The sequence below is a fragment of the Gelidibacter sediminis genome, from assembly GCF_004364975.1.
Lineage (GTDB): Bacteria > Bacteroidota > Bacteroidia > Flavobacteriales > Flavobacteriaceae > Gelidibacter > Gelidibacter sediminis.
In genome coordinates this window covers 335237-357325 of the sequence record NZ_SOBW01000008.1, presented here as the reverse complement: position 1 = coordinate 357325, position 22089 = coordinate 335237, and the positions used below count along the sequence as shown (strand labels likewise).

The 22089-nt window shown below is 36.7% G+C and carries 23 protein-coding genes; 6 read left to right on the top strand and 17 right to left on the bottom strand.

Annotated elements, in window-relative coordinates:
* The first annotated feature begins 73 nt into the window (after nucleotides 1–73).
* The 6 genes from BXY82_RS08260 to BXY82_RS08235 all read left to right on the top strand — a co-directional run bounded on the left by BXY82_RS08260 (nucleotide 74) and on the right by BXY82_RS08235 (nucleotide 4382).
* A complete protein-coding gene (locus BXY82_RS08260) occupies nucleotides 74–520 on the top strand; it encodes a FixH family protein (RefSeq protein WP_133757730.1) in 447 nt (148 codons plus the stop codon).
* On the top strand, nucleotides 521–1222 hold the full coding sequence (locus tag BXY82_RS08255) for a sulfite exporter TauE/SafE family protein (protein WP_133757729.1): 702 nt from the start codon (nucleotides 521–523) through the stop codon (nucleotides 1220–1222). It begins immediately after the preceding gene.
* 90 nt (nucleotides 1223–1312) lie between these two features.
* Nucleotides 1313–1747 carry an RrF2 family transcriptional regulator gene (locus tag BXY82_RS08250; RefSeq protein ID WP_133757728.1) on the top strand — a complete coding sequence of 145 codons (435 nt, stop codon included), beginning with the start codon at nucleotides 1313–1315 and terminating at the stop codon, nucleotides 1745–1747.
* Nucleotides 1748–1848: 101 nt separating this feature from the next.
* Entirely contained in the window at nucleotides 1849–2580 is a 732-nt protein-coding gene (ric, locus tag BXY82_RS08245) for an iron-sulfur cluster repair di-iron protein (RefSeq protein ID WP_133757727.1), read from the top strand.
* 163 nt (nucleotides 2581–2743) lie between these two features.
* Complete coding sequence (locus BXY82_RS08240; protein WP_133757726.1) at nucleotides 2744–3949, top strand: hypothetical protein; 1206 nt, start codon at nucleotides 2744–2746, stop codon at nucleotides 3947–3949.
* Nucleotides 3921–4382 (top strand): hemerythrin domain-containing protein, encoded by a 462-nt coding sequence (locus BXY82_RS08235; RefSeq protein ID WP_133757725.1) that lies wholly within the window; start codon nucleotides 3921–3923, stop codon nucleotides 4380–4382. Before BXY82_RS08240 ends, BXY82_RS08235 begins: the two co-directional genes overlap by 29 nt.
* A 1-nt stretch (nucleotide 4383) precedes the next feature.
* Here BXY82_RS08235 and BXY82_RS08230 read toward each other — a convergent pair whose 3' ends face one another.
* The 17 genes from BXY82_RS08230 to hemN all read right to left on the bottom strand — a co-directional run bounded on the left by BXY82_RS08230 (nucleotide 4384) and on the right by hemN (nucleotide 21952).
* Complete coding sequence (locus BXY82_RS08230) at nucleotides 4384–6381, bottom strand: TonB-dependent receptor plug domain-containing protein (protein WP_133757724.1); 1998 nt, start codon at nucleotides 6379–6381, stop codon at nucleotides 4384–4386.
* 124 nt (nucleotides 6382–6505) lie between these two features.
* A complete protein-coding gene (locus BXY82_RS08225) occupies nucleotides 6506–7351 on the bottom strand; it encodes a hypothetical protein (protein ID WP_133757723.1) in 846 nt (281 codons plus the stop codon).
* Nucleotides 7352–7454: 103 nt separating this feature from the next.
* Nucleotides 7455–7850 carry a hypothetical protein gene (locus tag BXY82_RS08220; RefSeq protein ID WP_133757722.1) on the bottom strand — a complete coding sequence of 132 codons (396 nt, stop codon included), beginning with the start codon at nucleotides 7848–7850 and terminating at the stop codon, nucleotides 7455–7457.
* Nucleotides 7851–7922: 72 nt separating this feature from the next.
* Nucleotides 7923–8705, bottom strand: a complete 783-nt coding sequence (locus BXY82_RS08215) for an ABC transporter permease (protein WP_133757721.1) — start codon at nucleotides 8703–8705, stop codon at nucleotides 7923–7925.
* On the bottom strand, nucleotides 8698–9405 hold the full coding sequence (locus BXY82_RS08210) for an ABC transporter ATP-binding protein (protein ID WP_133757720.1): 708 nt from the start codon (nucleotides 9403–9405) through the stop codon (nucleotides 8698–8700). The genes BXY82_RS08215 and BXY82_RS08210 overlap by 8 nt, the downstream gene beginning before the upstream one ends.
* A complete protein-coding gene (locus BXY82_RS08205) occupies nucleotides 9399–10634 on the bottom strand; it encodes a nitrous oxide reductase family maturation protein NosD (protein ID WP_243835748.1) in 1236 nt (411 codons plus the stop codon). The genes BXY82_RS08210 and BXY82_RS08205 overlap by 7 nt, the downstream gene beginning before the upstream one ends.
* A 4-nt stretch (nucleotides 10635–10638) precedes the next feature.
* Nucleotides 10639–11076, bottom strand: coding sequence for a nitrous oxide reductase accessory protein NosL (locus BXY82_RS08200; RefSeq protein ID WP_133757719.1), 438 nt, complete (start codon nucleotides 11074–11076; stop codon nucleotides 10639–10641).
* A gap of 29 nt (nucleotides 11077–11105) precedes the next feature.
* Entirely contained in the window at nucleotides 11106–11726 is a 621-nt protein-coding gene (locus BXY82_RS08195) for a hypothetical protein (RefSeq protein WP_133757718.1), read from the bottom strand.
* Between the two features lie 154 nt (nucleotides 11727–11880).
* Nucleotides 11881–13842, bottom strand: coding sequence for a Sec-dependent nitrous-oxide reductase (gene nosZ / locus BXY82_RS08190; RefSeq protein ID WP_133757717.1), 1962 nt, complete (start codon nucleotides 13840–13842; stop codon nucleotides 11881–11883).
* A 22-nt stretch (nucleotides 13843–13864) separates the two neighbouring features.
* Nucleotides 13865–14443 carry a fasciclin domain-containing protein gene (locus BXY82_RS08185; protein WP_133757716.1) on the bottom strand — a complete coding sequence of 193 codons (579 nt, stop codon included), beginning with the start codon at nucleotides 14441–14443 and terminating at the stop codon, nucleotides 13865–13867.
* A gap of 10 nt (nucleotides 14444–14453) precedes the next feature.
* Nucleotides 14454–14945, bottom strand: a complete 492-nt coding sequence (locus BXY82_RS08180; RefSeq protein ID WP_133757715.1) for a c-type cytochrome — start codon at nucleotides 14943–14945, stop codon at nucleotides 14454–14456.
* 306 nt (nucleotides 14946–15251) lie between these two features.
* Nucleotides 15252–16505: an alginate export family protein gene (locus BXY82_RS08175; RefSeq protein WP_133757714.1), complete on the bottom strand. Its 1254-nt coding sequence runs from the start codon at nucleotides 16503–16505 to the stop codon at nucleotides 15252–15254.
* A gap of 37 nt (nucleotides 16506–16542) precedes the next feature.
* On the bottom strand, nucleotides 16543–17250 hold the full coding sequence (locus tag BXY82_RS08170; protein WP_133757713.1) for an SCO family protein: 708 nt from the start codon (nucleotides 17248–17250) through the stop codon (nucleotides 16543–16545).
* A 2-nt stretch (nucleotides 17251–17252) separates the two neighbouring features.
* Nucleotides 17253–18032 carry a formylglycine-generating enzyme family protein gene (locus tag BXY82_RS08165; RefSeq protein ID WP_133757712.1) on the bottom strand — a complete coding sequence of 260 codons (780 nt, stop codon included), beginning with the start codon at nucleotides 18030–18032 and terminating at the stop codon, nucleotides 17253–17255.
* A 39-nt stretch (nucleotides 18033–18071) separates the two neighbouring features.
* Nucleotides 18072–19520 carry a copper-containing nitrite reductase gene (gene nirK / locus BXY82_RS08160; RefSeq protein WP_133757711.1) on the bottom strand — a complete coding sequence of 483 codons (1449 nt, stop codon included), beginning with the start codon at nucleotides 19518–19520 and terminating at the stop codon, nucleotides 18072–18074.
* 153 nt (nucleotides 19521–19673) lie between these two features.
* On the bottom strand, nucleotides 19674–20504 hold the full coding sequence (locus BXY82_RS08155) for a universal stress protein (protein WP_133757710.1): 831 nt from the start codon (nucleotides 20502–20504) through the stop codon (nucleotides 19674–19676).
* Between the two features lie 83 nt (nucleotides 20505–20587).
* The gene (hemN, locus tag BXY82_RS08150) at nucleotides 20588–21952 is read right to left on the bottom strand and encodes an oxygen-independent coproporphyrinogen III oxidase (RefSeq protein ID WP_133757709.1); all 1365 of its coding nucleotides are present in this window, start codon (nucleotides 21950–21952) and stop codon (nucleotides 20588–20590) included.
* Between the last annotated feature and the right edge of the window lie 137 nt (nucleotides 21953–22089).

Sequence of the window (22089 nt, the reverse complement as noted above, 5' to 3'; positions counted from 1 at the left end):
TAGCTTATATGTAAATTAAGAAAGTATACTATTAACTAAAAAAAAATCCTGTCTGCACAGGAATATAGCGATTATGAAATTCAATTGGGGTACAGGTATTGTTTTGGCATTTATAGGCTTTATTAGCTTCATATTATATTTTGTTATATCTATGACGGTTAACAAAAAATATGAACACGATTTGGTAACAGAAAACTATTACGGCCAAGAACTGGAATTTGAAAATGAACTTCATAAGCAACGCAATGCGCAAACACTAAAAACAGATCTTTTCTGGTCCCATACTGAAGACGGATTAGTCATCACATTTCCTGAGAGCATGACGCCATCAGATATTACGGGTAAAGTGTTCCTTTATAGACCATCTAATAAACAATTAGACTTTGAAAGTGCAATTTCATTGTCTGACCATAATTTGCTCATACCTGACAAACGTTTGTTAGGTGGTCGTTGGAACATTAAAGTGGATTGGAAGTATCAAGGCAATGCGTACATTTTTAAAAAGGATATTACGTATTAAATGTTATGGTCTGCACTCATATTTGGCCTGTTGGGAAGCTTTCATTGCATAGGCATGTGTGGCCCCATAGCCTTTATGTTGCCTGTAGACCGCACCAATTCCACCAAAAAAGTAGTTCAAATTTTCACCTATCATTTTGGCAGAATTCTCGCTTATAGTCTTATCGGACTAATCTTCGGATTGGTTGGCAAAAGCTTATATATCTTTGGACTGCAACAACAACTATCCATCCTTATAGGAGTTCTAATGATAGTGGTTGTTGTAATTCCTACAAAAACCTTTAACAAATACAATTTTTCCAAACCGCTTTACAAACTCATTTCTAAAGTCAAGACAGCTTTAGGTCAGGCTTTAAAGAAAAAAACGGCTGACACGTTTCTTACCATCGGATTTCTAAACGGATTCTTACCCTGTGGATTGGTTTATATGGCGGTCTTTGCGTCTCTAGCTATGAGCAGCGCTCTTCAAGGAAGTTTGTATATGGCGTTGTTCGGATTAGGTACTATCCCGCTAATGACCTCCGCAATTTACTTAGGTAAATTTTTAAATACCAATGTCAAACGTCACATCCAAAAAGCTATTCCAGTAGTTGTAATAGCCATCGGTTTGTTATTTATTATACGCGGCATGGGCCTTGACATTCCTTACCTATCTCCCGCCCCGGTAACTGAAATGGCTCAAGGTGAAATTGAATGCCACTAACAACAATTGTAATTACCATTAAATTTTAATAAGGATAGTTTGGTCCTATTTAAAATATTACGTATCTTTGTATGACAAAATTATAGCAATATGTTTTCTAAAGCCTGCGAATACGGATTAAAAGCGTCTATTTATATAGCGACTAGCTCTTATGATGACCACCGCGTGAGTTTAAAAGAAATTGCTAAAGAAATTGATTCTCCTGAAGCGTTTACAGCAAAAATACTTCAAGATTTGGTCAGGCATAAAATAATTAAATCAGTGAAGGGTGCTTATGGCGGATTTGAAATTCCTAAAAAAGATATTGCCGCTACAAAACTCTCTCAAATTGTAAAAGCCATTGACGGCGATAGTATTTATAAAGGTTGCGGACTGGGTTTGCATGTGTGTGATGAACACCTCCCCTGCCCTGTTCACGACCAATTTAAAAGCATAAGAACACAGTTGAAAGACATGTTAGAAAGTACAAATTTAGAGCAATTGGCCTTGGATGTAAAGTCTGGAGCAAGCTTTCTAAAATTATAAAAAAATTTAACTATAAATAGGATGATTTTATCCGAATTAACTTTTGTCTAATTTAAAACGCCCAGAAAAACGCCTTAAATATTTAGGTATGGGACAATTTTATGGAAACATTACATAAAGATTCACAAAAACAGATCGGTCAATTTGTGGCTGAGGATTTCAGAACTGCTGCTGTCTTTTCGACTTACGGGATAGACTTTTGCTGTAAAGGTGAAAGAACCATTGAAGAGGTTTGCAACAAAAATCAAATAGACATTGATGAACTATTGACCAAATTAGAAGCTATTCAATCTTCCAACAGTCAACAATCCATCGATTATAAATCATGGCCATTAGATTTATTGGCAGAATACATAGAAAAAAAACACCATCGCTATGTGGAGGAAAAGTCGCCTATATTACGTCAGTTTTTAGATAAATTATGCAAAGTACACGGATTAAGACATCCGGAGTTGTTAGAAATTACAGCATTATTTATTGGCTGTTCCAAAGAATTGGCAGCGCATATGAAAAAAGAAGAATTAATAATCTTCCCATTTATCAAACGCATGTTAAAAGCTCAAATAGAAGGTACTAAAATTGAGTCTCCTCAGTTTAATACTGTAGAAAACCCTATCGCGATGATGAAACACGAACATGAAGCTGAAGGTGAACGATTTAGAAAAATTGCCGAGTTGACCAATAATTATACACCTCCTGCAGATGCTTGTAACACTTATAAGGTAACTTTTGCAATGCTAGAGGAGTTTGAAAAAGATTTGCATTTACATATCCATTTGGAAAATAACATTTTGTTTCCGCAAGCTATAAAATTGGAAACATCATTAAAATAATATTTATTTAGTTTTTTTGTTAAGGTAACACTTCCTTTCTTAATTTTTATCTGTTGCGACCTACGTTTCTTTGAGGGGAAATGAGCATCAGTTAAATGAAATGAGTTAGGAAGTGTTTTTATCTGACATTATGTGTAACTTTATAAAACCAAATCATTTCTTAATGCAAAAAAAGCTTATTGCTGTATGCCTCATCAACTTCCTGGTAGCCGCTTTAATGGGTTTAACATTACGCTATATATTTGTACAACCCCTCCACATTAATTTTAGATACCTCACCCATGCGCATTCGCATGTTGCCATGTTAGGCTGGGTGTATTTAATGTTATACCTCTTTATAGTCTATTATTTTATACCAGATAAAAAACCTGTGTATCAGCGCTTATTTTGGTTAACTCAAATTTCAGTTGTAGGCATGATGGTCAGCTTCCCGGTTACCGGATACGCGGCAATCTCCATAACCTTCTCTAGTTTGCATATTTTCTGCAGCTACTATTTTGCAATCTTGGTCTGGAAGAACCATAAGGTCAGCTCACCTCTTGTTCGTAGGTTGTTAAAATGGTCATTGCTGTTTATGATAGTATCAACAGTTGGTGTTTGGTGCTTGGGACCAGCAGTGGCTACCTTAGGTCAGATGTCAGCATTTTATCAAATTGCCATTCAGTTCTTTTTACATTTTCAGTTTAATGGATGGTTTATGCTGGCCGTTTTGGCAGTGTTTCTAAATCAATTCAATTTAAGCCATTCAAGGCTATTTAAACGATTTTTCAATACACTTATAGCCGCAACCATCTTAACCTTCGCCTTACCTGTAAGTTGGTTTGTACACCACCCATTATGGTTGATCATAAACGGATTAGGCGTCTTGCTACAGCTACTTTCAGGTTATTATTTTATCCTATTGTTAAAACCACATTGGACCCCATTTTGGGCGGGAATTTCTAAACCCATCAAAGCACTCTATGGCTTGGCGTTACTCTCTTTTATGTTAAAAATTGTATTGCAATCCGCATCCATTTTCCCACAAGTTGCTGAGATGGCCTACCAATACCGTAACTTTGTAATTGGTTTTATTCATTTAATGATGTTGGGCGTTATTAGCGGGTTTTTATTTGCTTTTTTAGCACAGAAATTTCCAAAAAATATTAGTGGCAAGAGTTTAAGTATTGGAATTTATGCTTTTATATTTGGTTTTATTACTACAGAAGCATTACTCATTCTTCAAGGAATTTTCTATTTTTTAGGCTTAGGAATGTTACCTCATTATTATCTCATGTTGCTATTATGCAGCATCTTTTTACCTGTGGGCATCTTATTGTTCATTTTAAATCTCAAAAATTATGACACCAAAACCATTAAAACGACATAAAGCATTGCAACCTTTAAGCAGAGAGCATCACCACGGTTTGTTGCTATCTTGGAAAATCAGAAGTGGATTTAGTAAAAACATTGAAATTGAACGTATTAAACAATATGCCGATTGGTTTTTTGAAAACCATTTGATACCACACTTTGCATTAGAAGAAACGCATATTTTTACCATTTTACCTTCAGATAATGAACTTGTTAAACGTGCCCTAGCGGAGCATAGACGTTTAAAACGCTTATTTACCAATGACGAAGATGCCGCTAAAAATCTTCATAAAATTGAGGAAGAATTAGAGCAGCATATCCGTTTTGAAGAACGCACTTTGTTCCCTGAAATTCAGAAAGCAGCAACCGAAGAACAATTGGCGCTCATTGCCGAAATTCATCATGAAGAAGGCTTTGTAGATAATGTGAAAGACGAGTTTTGGCGTTAACTTAACGGATCACAAAAGACAAGTTCATATAAAAATTACGGCCTTGTCTGGGAATGTTTTTCCAATCAGCATAAGTTGAATAGCTCGCATCCAAAATATTTTCGACTCCATATTTGAGGACAACTTTATTGTTCTGAATAATCAATTTATTTCCTAAATTCAGATTTAAAATTGCATATCCAGGTGTCTCATCTTCACCATAAAAACTGCCATAGTTACTTTGGTTGCCATTCCCTTCCAACTGAAGCGCTGCATTAAATTTTGATGTAGAATAGTTTACTTCAGCGATATAGGTAAATGGTTTGATCAAGGGCAGGTTCTCATCATTACTGCCGGTTCCATAATTATAGCCTATGGTTCCATTGACAGAAAATGAACGTGATAATTTGTAACTTGAATTTATATACACGTCAAATATGCGGGCATTGGATAACGCGCTATACATCCTGACACCGTTGGCACCAATGGTCATGGAACTCAAACTTTCGTCAATGGTTCCTATGATATAGTCCATGATATAGAAATATGAGGTCTCTACACCTATATGAAAATTACGCTTGTGGTAATTGGCCTTAACATTAGCTTCCAAAGCTTTTTCGTTCTTTAAGGTTGGGTTTCCAATATAATCATAATTATCAAAACTATTGAAGAGGAAAAAACCATACCCTTCACTTACTGAAGGCGCTCTTTCACCATAGCCTACACCAAATGATACATCATAGTGCTGCTTTTTAAACGTATAATCTGTAGTAAAACTCGACAATACTCGGTGTTTTGTATCCTCAATGCTTGGATAGAAGATCTGAAGACTTTGCAAACCTGTTTTTTTAGCAATTTCATTCCGGTGAAATCCAACTCTCACCGCTGCAGACAGAGACGCATGCTCATTAAAGGCGTACACATCTTTAGCATAGATTCCAGAATATAAAGTTCTGATATCAGGCCAAGTGTACATAAACATTGCGGATTGATTAGGATCATTTGGGTACATGGTCATTTCAGCCAAAGAACGGTTGTAAAACCCGTTAAGATTTACTAAAAGTGTGTGTTTGCTGATACTCATAGCCGCTTTACTGTAAAATCCGTAGGTGTCGCTCCACCCGGGCATATCCATACGGATAGGTACAATAGGACGCTTGGAATCGTCCATAACGTGCGTAATGGTATTGAAATACAATTTCGACTCCAACGATTCGATAAACGTAGAGTCATTCGCATAATTATGGGTCACCGAAGTGATCAGCGCTTCTGCAAGCGACACATCCATCGTCAGTGCTGGATAGCCCACATCTGTAGCTTTATCATAAATAATAGCGGCATCCAACGTATGTTTATCATTGAGCTTATACCCGGTTTGTAATGAAATATTATACTTCTGGAATTGCGAGTATAATACTTCATGACGATCTCCGGCATCATAATTATCTGATTTTCGAAAAATCCCGTCCGTATTGAAATAAAAACGATCTCCGGAATATTCAAGGTCCAGTCCGCCGGTTTTATAATTGCCGTTGGTTTCGTAACCCAAATCGACGCTCGTTTTTAATCCAGATTGGTAGAATTTAGCAGTTGGTAATTGCAAATCGATACCGCCCCCAATGGTATGACCGTTCTCTGAACCCGATTGTCCTGAACCTACGCTTACTTTTTGTAAGTTGGACACATCTACATAAGAGGTGATGGGATCCATTTTATCTGTACATGCTCCAAATATTTGCATGCCATCAATAGTAACGTTTAAACGTTCGCTATTCATGTTGTTCATGGCCGGTTCCCAAGCGTAATTACCACGTTTGATCATGGTAATTTTATTCGATTTTTCTAAATAATCGTCTATACTTGATAAGGTTTTCTCTTGACGGTAATTGCTTAATTGACGTCGGCCAACCAAAGTAATCTCTTCTAATTTGGTGGTATCTTTTTTAGTGTCATTTGATTCTTGAGCGACTATAAATCCGTAACAAAACACCAAAATGACAGCTGTTATGAGCTTTTTCATTGTAGTAGTGGTTAAAAAACTATACCGCCTGTCAGACTGAAAGTGCTCTCCATATTAAATAGGTTTTGACTGCGCTCAACCTGACAGAACGATGTGTTTAGATAGCTTTGTAAAATAGAATGGATTAAAATTCAAGTTCTAAATAAAGTGAACTTTTTGGATGATCCTCAGTGATTGGTTCTCCTTTAAGAAGTTCTCCAGCAGCATTCAACAATTGTAGGTTGAGCACCCAATAGCCCGTCATTGTTAAGGATAAATTACCCTCATACAATTGTTTTGCACTATTGTAGGTCAAATCCGTATTGTTTGGAGAACTGTGGTTTCCCATCCCAGGCATACGTGGATCCAAGGTCATTCTAAAAGCTTCAACTACCGGAAATGACATCATTGTTTCCATGGTAAACAAGCCAACTTTCAACCTGTTAATCGCTATTTTAGGCTCTTCTGGCGCCCTCAGGACCAGCACATAACGCTTTTCATCAGCACCAGTAAAACTGGTTACATTTTGAAATTCGCTTTGCATCACCACAATATCTGAACTGGCATTATAGGTATTGCCATCAATTGTATAATCTATAGATAACGACCATCCTGAACCATCAAGATTTGCCATTTGATAGACAATAAACCCTTCATAAACAGTCTTCATTCCTATGGTTTTTGAAATCTCAGATTTTGGTGAAGAATGCGCTGTAGTTGGCATTTGCATGACCGGTATCCAATTTAGTGAGGCATTCTCCACATAAGTATCAGTGGTGTTATCTTTGATGCGCAAACTAATCGCGTTGTACCCTGTTTCAAATTTGCCAGTTTTATTAAAGAATTCAATGGTGTGTGTGTTATTATTAATATCTTGAATTTTGATAAGATCTTCCACTTCATTAAGTATTGAGTTGGTATCGTCATCTGTAGAACAGGAGAGCGTAAATAGGACGACACATAGGATTGAGATGATATATTTTAATTTCATTTTTTTTGAGTATCTGGTTATAATAAATTGTAAAACCTCCTGCTAGCTCGTATTTACAAGCCAGAAAAGTAAAAAACCATTGGTTTTTTTATACCGAAAAAAATTAACTAAAATTTGGTGGTGGGGTCTCGATATCTTGATATCTAAGAATTAGATGATTTTCGAAATAAAAATGCGCATTTTGGAGTTTTGTGGGAGCTTCGTTTTCAATCGTTGAACGCGCTATTTGAAATAAGCAAAACACATCTAAAGACAGGCGTCTAGTTTCTTGAGCAGGCAAGTCAGTATTAGATTCTGGTGTGCTTTGTTTGAGTTCTTTGGTCAACTGACACTTTCCGTTACAACCTTGCTGGTTGTCTTTTTGGATACAGAAATTTTTTGCTATAACGGCTTGGTTCGCTAAGAAATCGCCAATAATCACGAGGGTGTTGATATTATGTGCGAATAATATAAACACCAATAAAAAGGCTGTGATTTTATGTGCAATGCCTGCAATCATATTACAAATTTACGAACAATGATTTCAACTTTAAGTCGCACTAGTCACAATTTAAAAGCCATCTGAAATGCATTAAAAATCCTTTTTCTTCGATTTATAGACAATGCGCAGTACAGGTACTATTACCCATAAACTTAAGGCAATAAAAGAAACTATCAATCCAAAACTAGTTCCAAAAAACTGTTTAAAAATGGCGCCAGTGTAGCCTAATAATGCAGAAATATCCAATTTTAATAGAATCAAGGTTCGGGATAAATCTATAGGATTCAGCATGGTGCCAATTAATGATACCTTATCTAATGGATATTCTTCAAAACCTATCAATATCATTAAAAATATGCCATCATAAATAACCGCTAAAAAGAGCCATAGCAAGATGGCATAACCAAAGCCTTTGATTTTATTTTCATTGGAAAGCGCTATGTTAAAAGCAAGCGCAGTAAAAATTAAGGTCAAAAATGTTCCAGTTATCAGCAGCAATGAAAAGTCCCAGATGGCACTACTCTCAAACAATCCGTAGAATACAAATGGCAATCCTAATCCTAAAATTAAACTCATGGATAGCGATATTGCGACGCCTAAATACTGTCCCAAAAAAATAGAAGAGCGTTTTAAAGGTTGTGCCAACAGCAGTTCTGTAAATTCTTTAGAATTGTAATAATACATGACTCCAAAAATGGTTCCTATTAACGGCACCAGAATAATGATGACATTCATTAGGGTGATGACCGCTTTTGATAAATCGTTATTTAAGAATAATAAGACGATGCCAAGCAGGAGATAGAATGCAAAATAGACATAACTCCAACGGCTGCGCATCAGGTCATAAAAACTATATTTTAATATTTTAAGCATGATTGTCAGTTAAGATGGACGCAATAGCATGTTCAAAATCTGGCTGATTGGTCTTGGTTTTTAATTCTGATATGGTTCCTTTAAAGTAAATTTTGCCTTCCAAAATGAAGACGATTTCATCTGAGATTTCTTCAACAAAACTCATAATATGAGAAGTGATTAGAATGGTTTTTCCTTTTTCTTTTTCCGTTTGAATTAAATCCTTTAAGCGAAGCATTGAAATGGGATCCAAACCTGAAGTAGGCTCATCTAAAATAATGATGGGGCTGTCAAACATAAAGGTCAATACCAGGTTTACTTTCTGTTTTGTACCTCCAGAAAGTTGGCCTAATTTCTTATCTAAAAACGGCGTTAGTTTGAACAATTCTATCAGGCGCTCATCTTCTTTGGTAGATTTACGTAAATCCTTGATCATCTTTATAAGTTCCCTAACCTTTAAGTTACTTGGGAAATTTGCGATTTGCGGCAAATAATCAATCTGATGGCGGTAATCTGAATTCTGGGTAATATTTTTACCCAATACCGTAATGTCACCTTTATCAGGAATGACCATTCCTAATACCGACTTAATTAATGTTGTTTTTCCAGAACCATTCGGGCCTAGAATGGCAAATATGCCACCTGCGCTGATGCTCAGGTCCAGTCCGCTCAAGACGAGATTTTTTCCGAATTTTTTATGTAAACCTTGTATTGTTACCATGTGGCTTTTTTCATTAGAGGGTTATTATCCATCAAATCATCTGGGGTGAAAACAGGGGACACTTTTTCAGAGAAATCAATAATATCAATAAACATGCTCCGCAATAATATGATGGTCTCTGGGGTGCGATTGACGATGTATGAAAATAATTTTACCGGTCTATAAGGAATATCACCAATCCCATTTTTATTTAAATCATAACCGGTATAACTGCTCCAAAAATTACGATCGAATGTATTATCATTAACATTGCTGTTGTAGGCAATGTCAAAAGAGTTGTATAAAAAATTATTTTCAGTAAACGTATTGGTGTAGCAGGCTCCGCGGACTTTAATGGCCCAACCATTATTTCTGAAATTATTGTGTTTGTAAATAATGCGGTTAGAGCCTTCTATATTAATCCCAATGGTGTTGTCATGAAAGGTATTGCCAATAATCTCAGCATCATTAATTTCTTTTAGCAACATGCCATAGGACGCAGTTCCCCAATTGTCCTTGAACAAATTATTATACATTTTTATGCGCTTGGAAAACATGACCGCCACACCAGCGCCATTATTAGAGAATTCATTATTCTCATAGACATCGTCATTGGAGAACATAAAGTGCAGGCCATATCTCACATTTAAGGAGCTCAGGTTGTTTTTGATGGTGCAAAAATCAGAGAATTCGAGATAAATACCATCCCGCACATGTTGCACAACATTATGTTCAATTTGAATATTTTTACTGTACCATAACTGAATTCCATTTCCGGAGTTGTATTCTTCAACCGCATCTCCGATGATCTTATTATTAAGAATCTTTCCATCATTAGAGCGTTCAATATATATTCCGAAAAAAAGTTTTTCCAGAACAACATTTTGAATGGTGAAATTTTTACTCCGCTTTACACGAATTGCTGCATAATCTGATGTATAACTCGTACCGACATTTTTAATGATAAGACCGTCAATGGCGACATTGTCTGAGGTTATGGTTATAATTTCACCCTTTAATTCACCATCAATTACAGGTTGGTTTTTCCCGATGATTGTCAGCGGTTTATCTACATTGAGATCAAACTCTTTATAAATGCCTTTCCTAATAATGATGGTATCAAATGGCTTGGCCTGGGTTATAGCCGCTTGCACTGTAGTAATTGCACAGGTTTTGCATACTTCTAATTTTTGTGCAACAGATGTAACCGTCATTAACATGACGCTCATAAAAACGACTAACTTTTTCATGTGGCTAGCCTTTAAGATGCATTAATAATTCCTCCCACGAGTATAAATCGCCTCCTTCTTCAGCCTGCTTATTTTGGGCATCCGCTTTATTTTTAAAAGCTGAAAGATAGGCACCCATAGGGCTTGGAATATTTTTACTGATTAAGAATGTTGCTTTCTTTGCATCAATCAAGGTCCCTGGCTCAGAAAAATCATTAGAGAGAAAAAGTTCAATTTCTGAAGACTTAAAATCATCCATAAAATTGACCATACATTCTGTTGCGTCAAATTTATAGGCTTTATTTTTTTTAGTTACAATTTCCGCAGCATGTGTCTTGTCTACAATGGTCATTTTACAAAAGCTGCAGCCATCATTGCCATAATCTATGGCTTTGGGAGATACAGTACAATTGAACATGACTAGCAGTAATGCCAAAATTGAATAGTGTTTTAGTGTTTTCATGGGTTTCGTGTTTTATACACAATGAATGTTTACGCCGTAGATGTTTTTAAACTTGCCTTTCTTCCTAACCATGATGCTATTAAGGTTAAGAGCATCCCGACAAACATAAGGTAACCTCCTATATGGGGTAATGATGTTACATCAAAGTTAAGTAGCTTTTGAAAGCCAAATAATGGTGGTTTATAGGACATTGGTGAACCGTCCGGATTGGTCACTTTAATAATTGCATTAGGATCCAGATCGCTGCCGTAAGAAATCAGCCAATTATTAAAATCATACATCCCAAGAAGGCCTAAAACGGCCATTAAAACAAACCAACCTAAAAAGAATTTATAGCTTACTTTTCCAAAAAAACCCAACAAGCCAATTATGACACCCAATACTGACATGCCCAAAATAACTTTGGGAAACACGGAAAACTCCCACATTTCTTCGGGTTTCGGGATGGTCTTCATGCCAATGTAGTGGTTAATACCATCAATATTTTGCAAATCAAATTCTTCAACACCCTTAATACCATCAATATATATATTCATACCTAAGGGGTCTGGATATTGTGGTGCGCCAAGCATGATGTTCCAGAGGGGGAATTTAAAGAGTCCCAATAATAGCAAGGAACCGAGTATCATTATAATGCTAGCCGTTTTCATTTAGAATAATTTAGTATTATTTAGTTATGCGGAAACTTTTTACATACTGTTTTTAGTGATTTAATAAAGAAAGGCGAGAGCGAAACCACAACTCTCGCCTTTCATAGGAAAATAAACACTAAAACAAAATTTCCCTATCTGCTATTAATCAAAACTAGTCACCTAATGACCAAGATAATTGGATGTTGGAATCTGCAGGAGATACTCGCACATAACCTTGCATTTCTTGATGAAGTGCAGAGCAGAAGTCTGTACAATAGAATGGCCATACCCCTACTTGTTTTGGTTCCCAGGTTAAGGTTCTTGTCTGACCTGGAGCAACTAATAATTCTGCATTATTAGCACCAATCATCGCAAAACCGTGTGGCACATCAAAATCCTGCTCAAGGTTTGTCAAGTGAAAGAAAACTTTGTCTCCTACTTTGATACCCTCAATATTATCTGGTGAGAAATGGCTGCGAATCATGGCCATATACACGTGTACATTTTTACCATCGCGTACAACTTTTGTCTCAGCATCCGTTGTTGTCTTTCTAGGATGTTTATTTTCAGCCAGTCGGTAGATTTTCTTAGAATTATTTTTAATGATTTCCGCAGGAATGGCAGCAGCATAATGGGGCTCACCATGTGTTGGGAAATCTATTAATAACTCCATTTTATCTCCAGAAATGTCATACAACTGTGCTGAGTGCTCCATTTCTGGACCAGTAGGCAAGTAACGATCTTTGGTAATTTTATTCATGGCAAACATATATTTACCAAATGGCTCTCTTGAGTTGCCTCCAGGAATTGTTAAGTGACCAACCGAATAGTAGGTAGGTTTTCTATCCAGAACTTCCCAAGTACCTAATTTCCATTTAACAACTTCAGAAGAAATAAAGAACGTTGTATATGCATTCCCTTTGCCATCAAACTCTGTATGTAATGGGCCTAATCCTGGTTGTTCAACAGAACCTGCCAATACGTCTTCAAATTTTAAGATCGGAATACCGTACGCATCACCGTCAAATTTTTTCTTCTCGATGGCATCAAGCATTTTTGTAAAAGAATGCACCGTTAAATTAGCCGATAATTTTCCATTACCTACAATATATTCACCAGATGGATCTACGTCACACCCGTGTGGCGATTTTGGTGTAGGCAATAAATAAATTGCACCAGGAATGTCAGCTGGATCCACAACACGTACTTCTTTCTTCATTGTAGAGGTTGCAGTGTGCGTTGCCTCATCATGAACATTGTGTGCATAATTAGTTGGCATCATTCTACCACCACCATTATTGACGTATTCTTCAATTTTCTTCCAATTGATTGCGGCAATAAAATCTTTATCATTTTGAGAGGCATTGACCTCTAATAATGAGCTTGCTTCTTCCGTATTATACGTTGTAAAGAAGAACCAACCGTGTGACTTTCCACGTCCAGGATGTGATAAATCATAATTAAAACCTGGCATAAGAATTTGGAATTTGATATCCATATGTCCATGTTCAGGATCTACAGAAATAAAAGTTAAAGCGCCTTTAAAGTTGCCCTTATAATCTTTAATTGGCATATCCCGTTGAGGTACTGGCACAGAAAAACGTGTCCCTGCAACTACATACTCTGTGTTTTCTGTTATAAAAGAAGAACTATGGTTTCCTGCACTGTTTGGAACTTCAATGATTTCTTCCGTTTCAAATGTGGTCAAACTGATTCGAGCAATACGCGGGGTGTTGTTTCCATTGATAAAAACCCAACGTCCATCCAGTTTTCCATTGGTTTGAGAAATGTCTGGGTGATGCGAATCATCCCAAGGAATAAATCCGTATGAGGTCTCTAATAAGGGTTTTGTTTCCTCAGAATATCCATAGCCATTGGTTGGGAATTGTGAGAAGACTGGAATTTCTTTAAACATCCTTCCAGAAGGCAAACCGTAAACCGTTAAGTTTCCACTGTATCCTCCTGAAATAAATGCATAATGCGAATCATGCTCACCTGGTGCAACATATACTTTTTCAGCAACATTACTTGCCAAGGCACCAGATTTGCCCTTCGAATTTTCTGAGTTGTTGCAACTTGTAAACCCTATTAGGATTACAACAAGAGCAATTGTGGTTTGTAATATATTCTTCATTAGTTCTAAATTTTAATTCGTGTTAGTTCTTGTCAGTTGGTGGCAGTAATACTTTATCTACTACATGTACAATACCATTACCAGCCGGTATACTTGCAATAATTTTGGCGCCTCCAATTATGGGTTCACCATCAATCATCTCTATCTGTACATATTGATTGTTAGCTTGTCCTAGTTTCTTAAATTTGGTTAAGAATTCTTTTGAATAATTGCCAGGCGTTACATGATATTTAAGAATATCAGACAAAGCTTCCTTATTCTCTGGTTTTAATAAGCCTTCAACAGTGCCAGCCGGCAAGGCATCAAAAGCTTCATTAGTTGGTGCAAATACCATCAACGGACCGGCATTAACCAGAACATTCTCCAATTGTGCTGCTTGAACAGCTGCTACCAGTGTGGTATGATCTTCTGAGCCTACAGCTATCTGTAAAACATTAGGTGTAGCCAGGTCATCTTTTATAAACGCTTGACCTTTATTTTTATCATCAGTTGTTTCTACTGTAGTTATCGGTGTTTCTGCTTGTTGGTCAGTACTTTCTTTACATGATACAGACACTACGATTAGCAGTAAAAAACTAAAAAGTTTAAGTGTAGTTTTCATATGTTAACTATTATAGGGTTCTAAAATATTCAAGAACAGCCCTTGCGTCTTCTTCAGAAAGATGTTGATTTGCCATTGGGGCACCATTAAACTCCATCAATAAGTCTTTAGCAAGAGGATCTTGTTGAACCATTTCTTCAGGGTTTAAGATCATGTTCATAATCCATTCCGGTGTTCTGCGTTCCAACAATCCTACTGGTGGTGGTCCTATGAATTTTTTATCAACCTTATGGCATGCCGTACACATTTTTTCATATACGTCCTTCCCGTGCGCCACCATTGTTTGGTCTATTTCCGAAGGAAGGGTAATCGAACTAATAGGGCCCACACCTTTACTTGTTAAATCGATACGTTCTGAAGCTGGCACTTTAGATTTTGCTGGTGTTGTTTGTTCTACAGAAGTAGATTTTTCATAAGGAGAATCTTTCTTCTTCTCGCCATCTCCACATCCTAGGAATAGCATGAAGCAAAATCCTGTAATAATCAATAATGATTTTTTCATTGTTTTATAATTTTAGGTTCTAATTTATGGTTCTGAAACTCCATTTGATACATTAAGACAACAGCCTTAATTTTGGTTTTCTTTAACAAATTTATAACCTTAGGTTTTTAAAAAACATGATAAAAATCATATATAGGATAAAATTATCCTATATAAATAAAGATTGTATTTCAGCAAAGGATTTCATGAATCCTAGTAGGGCAAATCATGAATCAAAAATTAGATAAGACTGAAAAAAATCCCTCAAAATTCATATGAAAATTCTGAAGGATGTTTTGATCCTTTTTGGAAGGTTTCTAAAACGTGTTATTTAGTATGCGTAAATAGTTTAGGTTTGAACACAAACATGGCCCAAGCCCAATTATTCGTGTTGTCGTTATTACCGCCTTTAAGCAATTGCATCGTGTCGGAAGCGAACATATGTGAATATCCTAATTGAAAATCGATGTCATTAGCGATTTTATAGCCCAATGAAAAATCAATTTCGGTGCCTAAATAAGCATCCTGTTCATTGCCCATAAGATTTACTACCGTCGCCGCAGATGAAAAAAGGTGTGGAATCAATTGAAGTGTCCATTTATCCTGTTGATATTTTATGGGTAGATTGATATCCACCAAACCCACAGAATTGATATGGTTGCCCACAAAAAAATAATCCATCCAACCGTTAAATTTATGATTGGTTCCAAATAACGGGTTAAAAGAATTGATCTCAGAATCCGTACTGTTCATATCCGTTCCCGATACATATTCAGCACCAATACCAAGATTAAGACTTGAAGTTACTTGATAATGCAAATTTCCAGACACATTAAAAGCATTCAAGTCGCGATCCGCGATTTTCCCCGTTTGATAATAGGCTGAAGCATCTGCTTTGAACACGTTTTTTCCGAAAGTGACATACGCACCAAAAGTTTGGTTGTAATCTACTTCCTGGTTACCATCGGTATTAACTGTAAACCCTGTATTCAGTGCTAACAGACTTAAATTTAAATTATCAAATTTTGTATGATACCATACATATTGAAAAGCCTTGTAATTATTGACATTATAATCCGTTTTAAAAAGGGTTTCATCTTCTTCATTTAGGGCGATACCAAGATCTACACGATTATTTACATTAGGCTGGTAAGTAGCAATAAAAGCGTCGTGGCTTCTCCCCGTCTGTGCCCAATCAACGTTACCGAAAATTCTAGAATCGTCATAAATTATTTCTTGACGCCCCATTTTAAAGCTCAATACCGAATCTAATTTAAATGATGCCCATGCTTCATGAATGGCTGTACCGTTAGCATCTGTCGCAGATAAAGTGCTTACATCACCCCAAACTCTTACATTTTGCAAGGATATAAAGGCATTGAGTGTTGTTCTGCCATACTTCAGATTAAGCCGAGATCGTTGTGACACAAAAGTCGCAGCATCAATAGCATCAGGAATCAAGGTTTTGTAGCCATGCCGATACTCAACACGAGGCCTTAACTGTAAATCGATCCCAAATTCTTGGGCATAGGTAGTGAGGCTCAACATGCCGAGGCATGCTAAAATGACTAGTTTTTTCATGATTCTGGAATTAGATTACCAAAGTTGAGCAAACGTATTAGATTGCCATAGCGTCTTTAATATGCTGTACGGTAGCATCAGAGTTGACACCGAGTCCCTCTTGTTGGTATACGAGCTCGCCTTGTTTATTGAATACACTTATGATATTAGAGTGGGAAAAATCTAGAGGCGAAATTTTCATATAATTTACAGCCAATACAGCCGCAAACTCTCGTGTATTATCTACTGATGACCTTAAGAATAACCACGGTTCTTTATCCATTACATTTTCTTCTGCAAACGCCTTTAAGCGTTCTGGAGTATCAGTATTTGGATCAATACTCACAAAAACCATTTTTAAATTGTTTTTGGCATCTTTAGGTAATCGCTCTTCAATGTTACGCATATCCGCAACCAATCTTGGGCAGGCTGCCTTACATGAGGTATACACCATAACCATTACCAAAACATCACCTTTTAAATCTTCCAATTGAAGGTCTTCGCCATTTTGGTTGGTCCATGTGGAGGTGAGATTAAAAATTGAAGTTTCTGAAATTTCATCGGATGCCATATCTACATTGGTATCAACAAGCACTAAATCCATATTACAAACTGGGCAACTGCCAGGTTCATCATAGGTTTTATCTCCTTCACATTCCATCGGGCAGTAATAAGCGATAACATCTGAAGTTTTAGCCGATTCGTTTTTACAAGAGGTCAATCCGATAAAAAGAATGCTACATAATATTAGTAACGTATTTTTCATGTTTATTTTATGTTTTCAACGTCTTTTGCACATCTGAATCCCAGATTTTTAATAGCATAATTAGCCTTAACGCTTCCTCTAAACGCATAGCGCATAAAAGCCGCATAATTCATCAAATCTGTCGCACCCAATGCGGCGCTTCCGCAAAATAAATTGTTGTCTTTTTCATTATCCTTCCGCGATTCTCCAGATAGTAAAACGGAGTTGAAATCTGACGTCCATTCCCAAACCAGACCGTGTAAATCATGAACTCCCCAATAATTTTTTGGATGTTGACCAATGACATTTTCATTAGAACGCGGGGCTTCGTACCACGATAAGATTTGTTCATTGTAGGATTTTTTGATTCGGGCGTCCTTGAGCTTTTCATCAGCCATTGCGGCGTATTCCCATTCATCCATTGTTGGCAAACGTTTGCCTTGACTGGCACAATATGATTTTGCCGCAAACCAACTGACGTATGTCACAGGACTGTTAGGCAAAGCGTCGTCATTTAGCTCTAAATCATTTTTCCAATTTCTGAGATAGGAGCCATCTGCAAATATCTTTTTGGCTTTAGATTTCTGCCAATTTGGAAAATTCTTTACAAAATCTAGATATTCCTTATTGGTTACAGGGTACACGTCCAAATCGAAATCTTTAACAGCAACTACCGTTGAATCCCTTCCATATAAAGGGATATAACGTGCACCTTCAATACGCGCCATACCTTCAGATTGTCCATAACTAAACAGTTGCACAAACATTAGAACAAAAGACAATCTGAAGATTTTGGTACGCATAATTATTAGTTTAAAATTTATTTAAAGGTGGTAAATCAATTACTTTTTTTCACTTACTTTTTTAACCATTGCTGGTGTAACAACTGTTTTATTATTACCCCAACTGTTATACACATAGGTCATCACATTAGCAACTTCTTCTTGGGAAATCATTTGCTTGGTCATGATACTGTTGTATTTTTCGCCATTTACGGTGATTTCGCCACTTAATCCATGAAGTACGGCACTAATTGCGCGGTCTACGTCTGCATTTAGGTAGTCTGATTTTGCCAATGGAGGAAACGCACCAGGAATACCTTGTCCTTCTGACTGGTGACAAGCAATACATGTTTGTCCGTAAATTTGTTTTCCAAACTCCATTTGCTCAGCAAATGATTTTGCAGGTATTGCAGATTCTTTAATTTCATCTGTAGTCGGCATAGTTTGGATTCCAGGACCCTCAGGAATATAAATATTTTCCATCAACTCTCCTGAAAATATTTTCTTATCCTCTTCTCCATCCACTTTCAACATCCCTAGGGCACCTTTATTAAATGCTCTAAAAATGGAGTGATCTACCAAAATAAACGTTCCCGGCACCTCAACTTTAAACTCCACTATGGCAGCACCACCTGCAGGAATTAAGGTTGTTTGAACATTGGTGTTAACCAAATCTCCACCTTCTACGTACACTTTATCAAAAATTTCACCGATGACATGGAAAGATGATACCAATCCAGGCCCACCATTTCCAACAAACAATCTAACAGTTTCTCCAACTTTTGCTGTTAAGGCACCATCACCAGTTAGGGACCCTACTTTACCGTTAAACACAACATAATCTGCTTTTTCATCAACCGCTTTTTGCATGTCAAAAGGTTGCAATCCACGTTCTCCATTGGCACCTTTCGTGTAGAAATCGCCTTGCATTACGTAGTATTCCTTATCTACCGGAGGCAAACCGCCTTCTGGTTCTACTAAAATAAGCCCATACATTCCATTGGCAATATGCATCCCTACCGGTGCTGTTGCGCAATGATAGACATATAAGCCTGGATTTAACACCTTAAATGAAAACACCTTTTCGTGGCCTGGCGCTACAAAAGAAGATTCAGCACCTCCACCAGGTCCGTTTACTGCGTGTAAATCGATGTTGTGTGGTAATTTATTGTCTGGGTGGTTTTGTAAATGGAATTCAATTTCATCTCCCACACGAGTTCTGATAAAACTACCAGGCACTGAACCTCCAAAAGTCCAATAAACATAACGTACGCCATCAGTAATTTCTCCTTCTTCTTCAAGGATTTCCATTTTTACAATAAGTTTTTTGGCTTTGCGCTTACCAATTGGCGTTGGCACGTGTGGTGGAGCAGTCAATTCTGCAATCATTTCACGACTTACAGGAATATCTTCAGCAGAAGCATATTCGGTTTTTTTGTCTTTAAAGCAACTGAACACTAATAATAATGACAGCAGCGACACTGTTTTAAGGATTGTTTGTGGTTTCATATACATATTGGTTTATGGTTCAAAATTAAATTAATCAATCTCATAAAAATATGACGATGGTCATATTAGGACAATTTTATCCACATTAGATAAAGATAAAAGAAAAGCTGAACTTCCGTCCAGCTAAGGTAATTTATAAAATTTATGGTGTGGTTATATTTTAAAAGTCATGACCGGCAAATTGGCATGATTGACCAAATCTTCAGAAATACTTCCTTCAAAAAAATGTGCCAGGCCCTTTTTACCACGAGTTGGTAGCATGATCAGGTCAGCCCCCACAAGATTCGAGAAATTTAGGATACCTTTTTCTACTGAGTAATCTGACACATAATTAACGGTGTTGAGTCGGTCTAAGTTGCCTTCAGCTTTTGTCAGGAAATTTGCAGCTTGTTGTTCCATTTCTGAAGTGCTTTTAAAATCTTCTCCAGGAACGTTAACATACAGCAATTCTATCTTGGCCGTTTTTGGTAACATTTTTAAAGCTTTTAAATATGCTCCAACCGCTTCTTCTGAGAAATTGGAAGCAAAAATTGTAGTATCAAAGCTAAGTGTATTCGGTTTTCGCTTAATAACTAAGACTGGAATTTCTGAATAACGCACTACTTTTTCAGTGTTAGAACCTACAAATACCTCGGTAAAACCACTAACACCGTGCGATCCCATTACAATAAGGTCAGCATGATGTTGAGCGCCTACCTCACTTACTTCACTAAACACTTTAGATTGTTTTACTATGGGCGTTACGTTGATGCCTTCTAAAAACGGCTTATTCAAAAATTCATCAAATTTTTGCTCCGCTAGTTTTAAAAAATATAACATTTTAGGTTTTTGTCCAGCATCAGACGCAGTAAATAAGCCATCAGCCATTTCTAACATGTGCAATGCCAAAATTTCTGAATTGTTCTTCTTCGCCAATATCGCGGCGGCTTCTAAAGCATATTCAGAATATTTTGAAAAGTCTATTGGTACAATTATTTTTTTCATAATAGGTTGTATTTTATCCCATAATTAGGAAAATATATTAATTAAGGCGTTAGTTCTGTATGTCAATAACATATTGACACACTTTAAACAGTCATTGAAAAAATGCGCGTTTGTGGTTGTTTACGTCTTAAAAGCAAATCAAATGACATACATATATTTCGTACAAACGGTTTGCCTTTTTCGGTTACTGTTAATGTTGAATTATTTATAGTCAGCAGTCCATCATGTTCCATTTCTTCTAAATTGCTCAGCACTTCTGGCAACTCTTCAAATTTGAGTGCATCCAAACTCCAAGACGTCTCAAATTGGCACATCAAATTTAAAATATGTCTTCTAATAATTAAATCTTCAGTATTTAAGATATGTCCTTTAACAACAGGAATAATGCCTTCATTAAGTAAACTATAATATGCTTCAATACCTTTAACATTTTGTGCAAAACCATACCAACTATCGCTAATTGAAGATACCCCCAAACCAATCATTGCTTTTGTTTTTGAAGCTGTATACCCCATAAAATTCCGATGTAAGGTTTTGTTGGTCATGGATTGGTACAAAGAATCTGATGGCAATGCAAAGTGATCCATGCCAATTTCGTGATAGCCAGCTTCTGCGAGTAAGGTTTTACCCAATTCATATTGCTGACGTTTGGCTGTTCCAGATGGCAAATTGCTTTCATCAAAACCACGTTGGCCATTACCTTTAATCCAAGGCACATGGGCATAGCTGTAAAAGGCAATTCTATCAGGCTTCAAAGATTTAGTTTTAGCTATGGTTTCTGTCACATGCGCCTCGGTTTGAAACGGCAATCCAAATATAATATCATGACTAACGGAAGTGTATCCGATAGCTCTAGCTTGCTCTGTAACGCGCTTTACATTTTCAAAAGGTTGTATTCTGTGGATGGCTTTTTGGACGGTTTCATTATAATCCTGAACACCATAACTAACGCGTCTAAATCCTAAGTCATAAAACGTTTGTAGATGTTCTTCAGTAGTATTGTTTGGATGTCCCTCAAAGCTAAACTCATAACCATCAGCCAATGTGGCGCGATTTAACAAACTCTTAATGAGTAAGTTCAAATTTTCAGGCGAAAAGAATGTCGGGGTGCCACCGCCCAAATGCAACTCTTTAATTTTGGGTTTTGTAGGTAAAATATCACAATATAAATCCCACTCTTTTATTAACGCATTAATATACGGCGTTTCCACACTATGTTGCTTTGTAATGCGTTTATGGCATCCGCAAAAAGTGCATAAACTTTCGCAAAACGGTAAATGCAGATATAAGCTGATACCTTCGGCTTCATTACTTTCATTAAAGGCCTCAATTAATGCGTTTTTCCATTTTTGCATGGTAAATGTGTCAGTGTCCCAATATGGAACTGTTGGATAGCTTGTATATCGAGGACCTGCAACATTATATTTATCAATTAAAGACCGCATCATGTTTATCATACTTATGTTTGAGGCAAAATTATTCTAAATCGGCTATAAAAAATATGATATAAGTCATACACGCAATTCCCTTTCCTGTAATTTTATGAATTGAAGATCAAATGACAATAAAGCAGGAGTTACTGAAA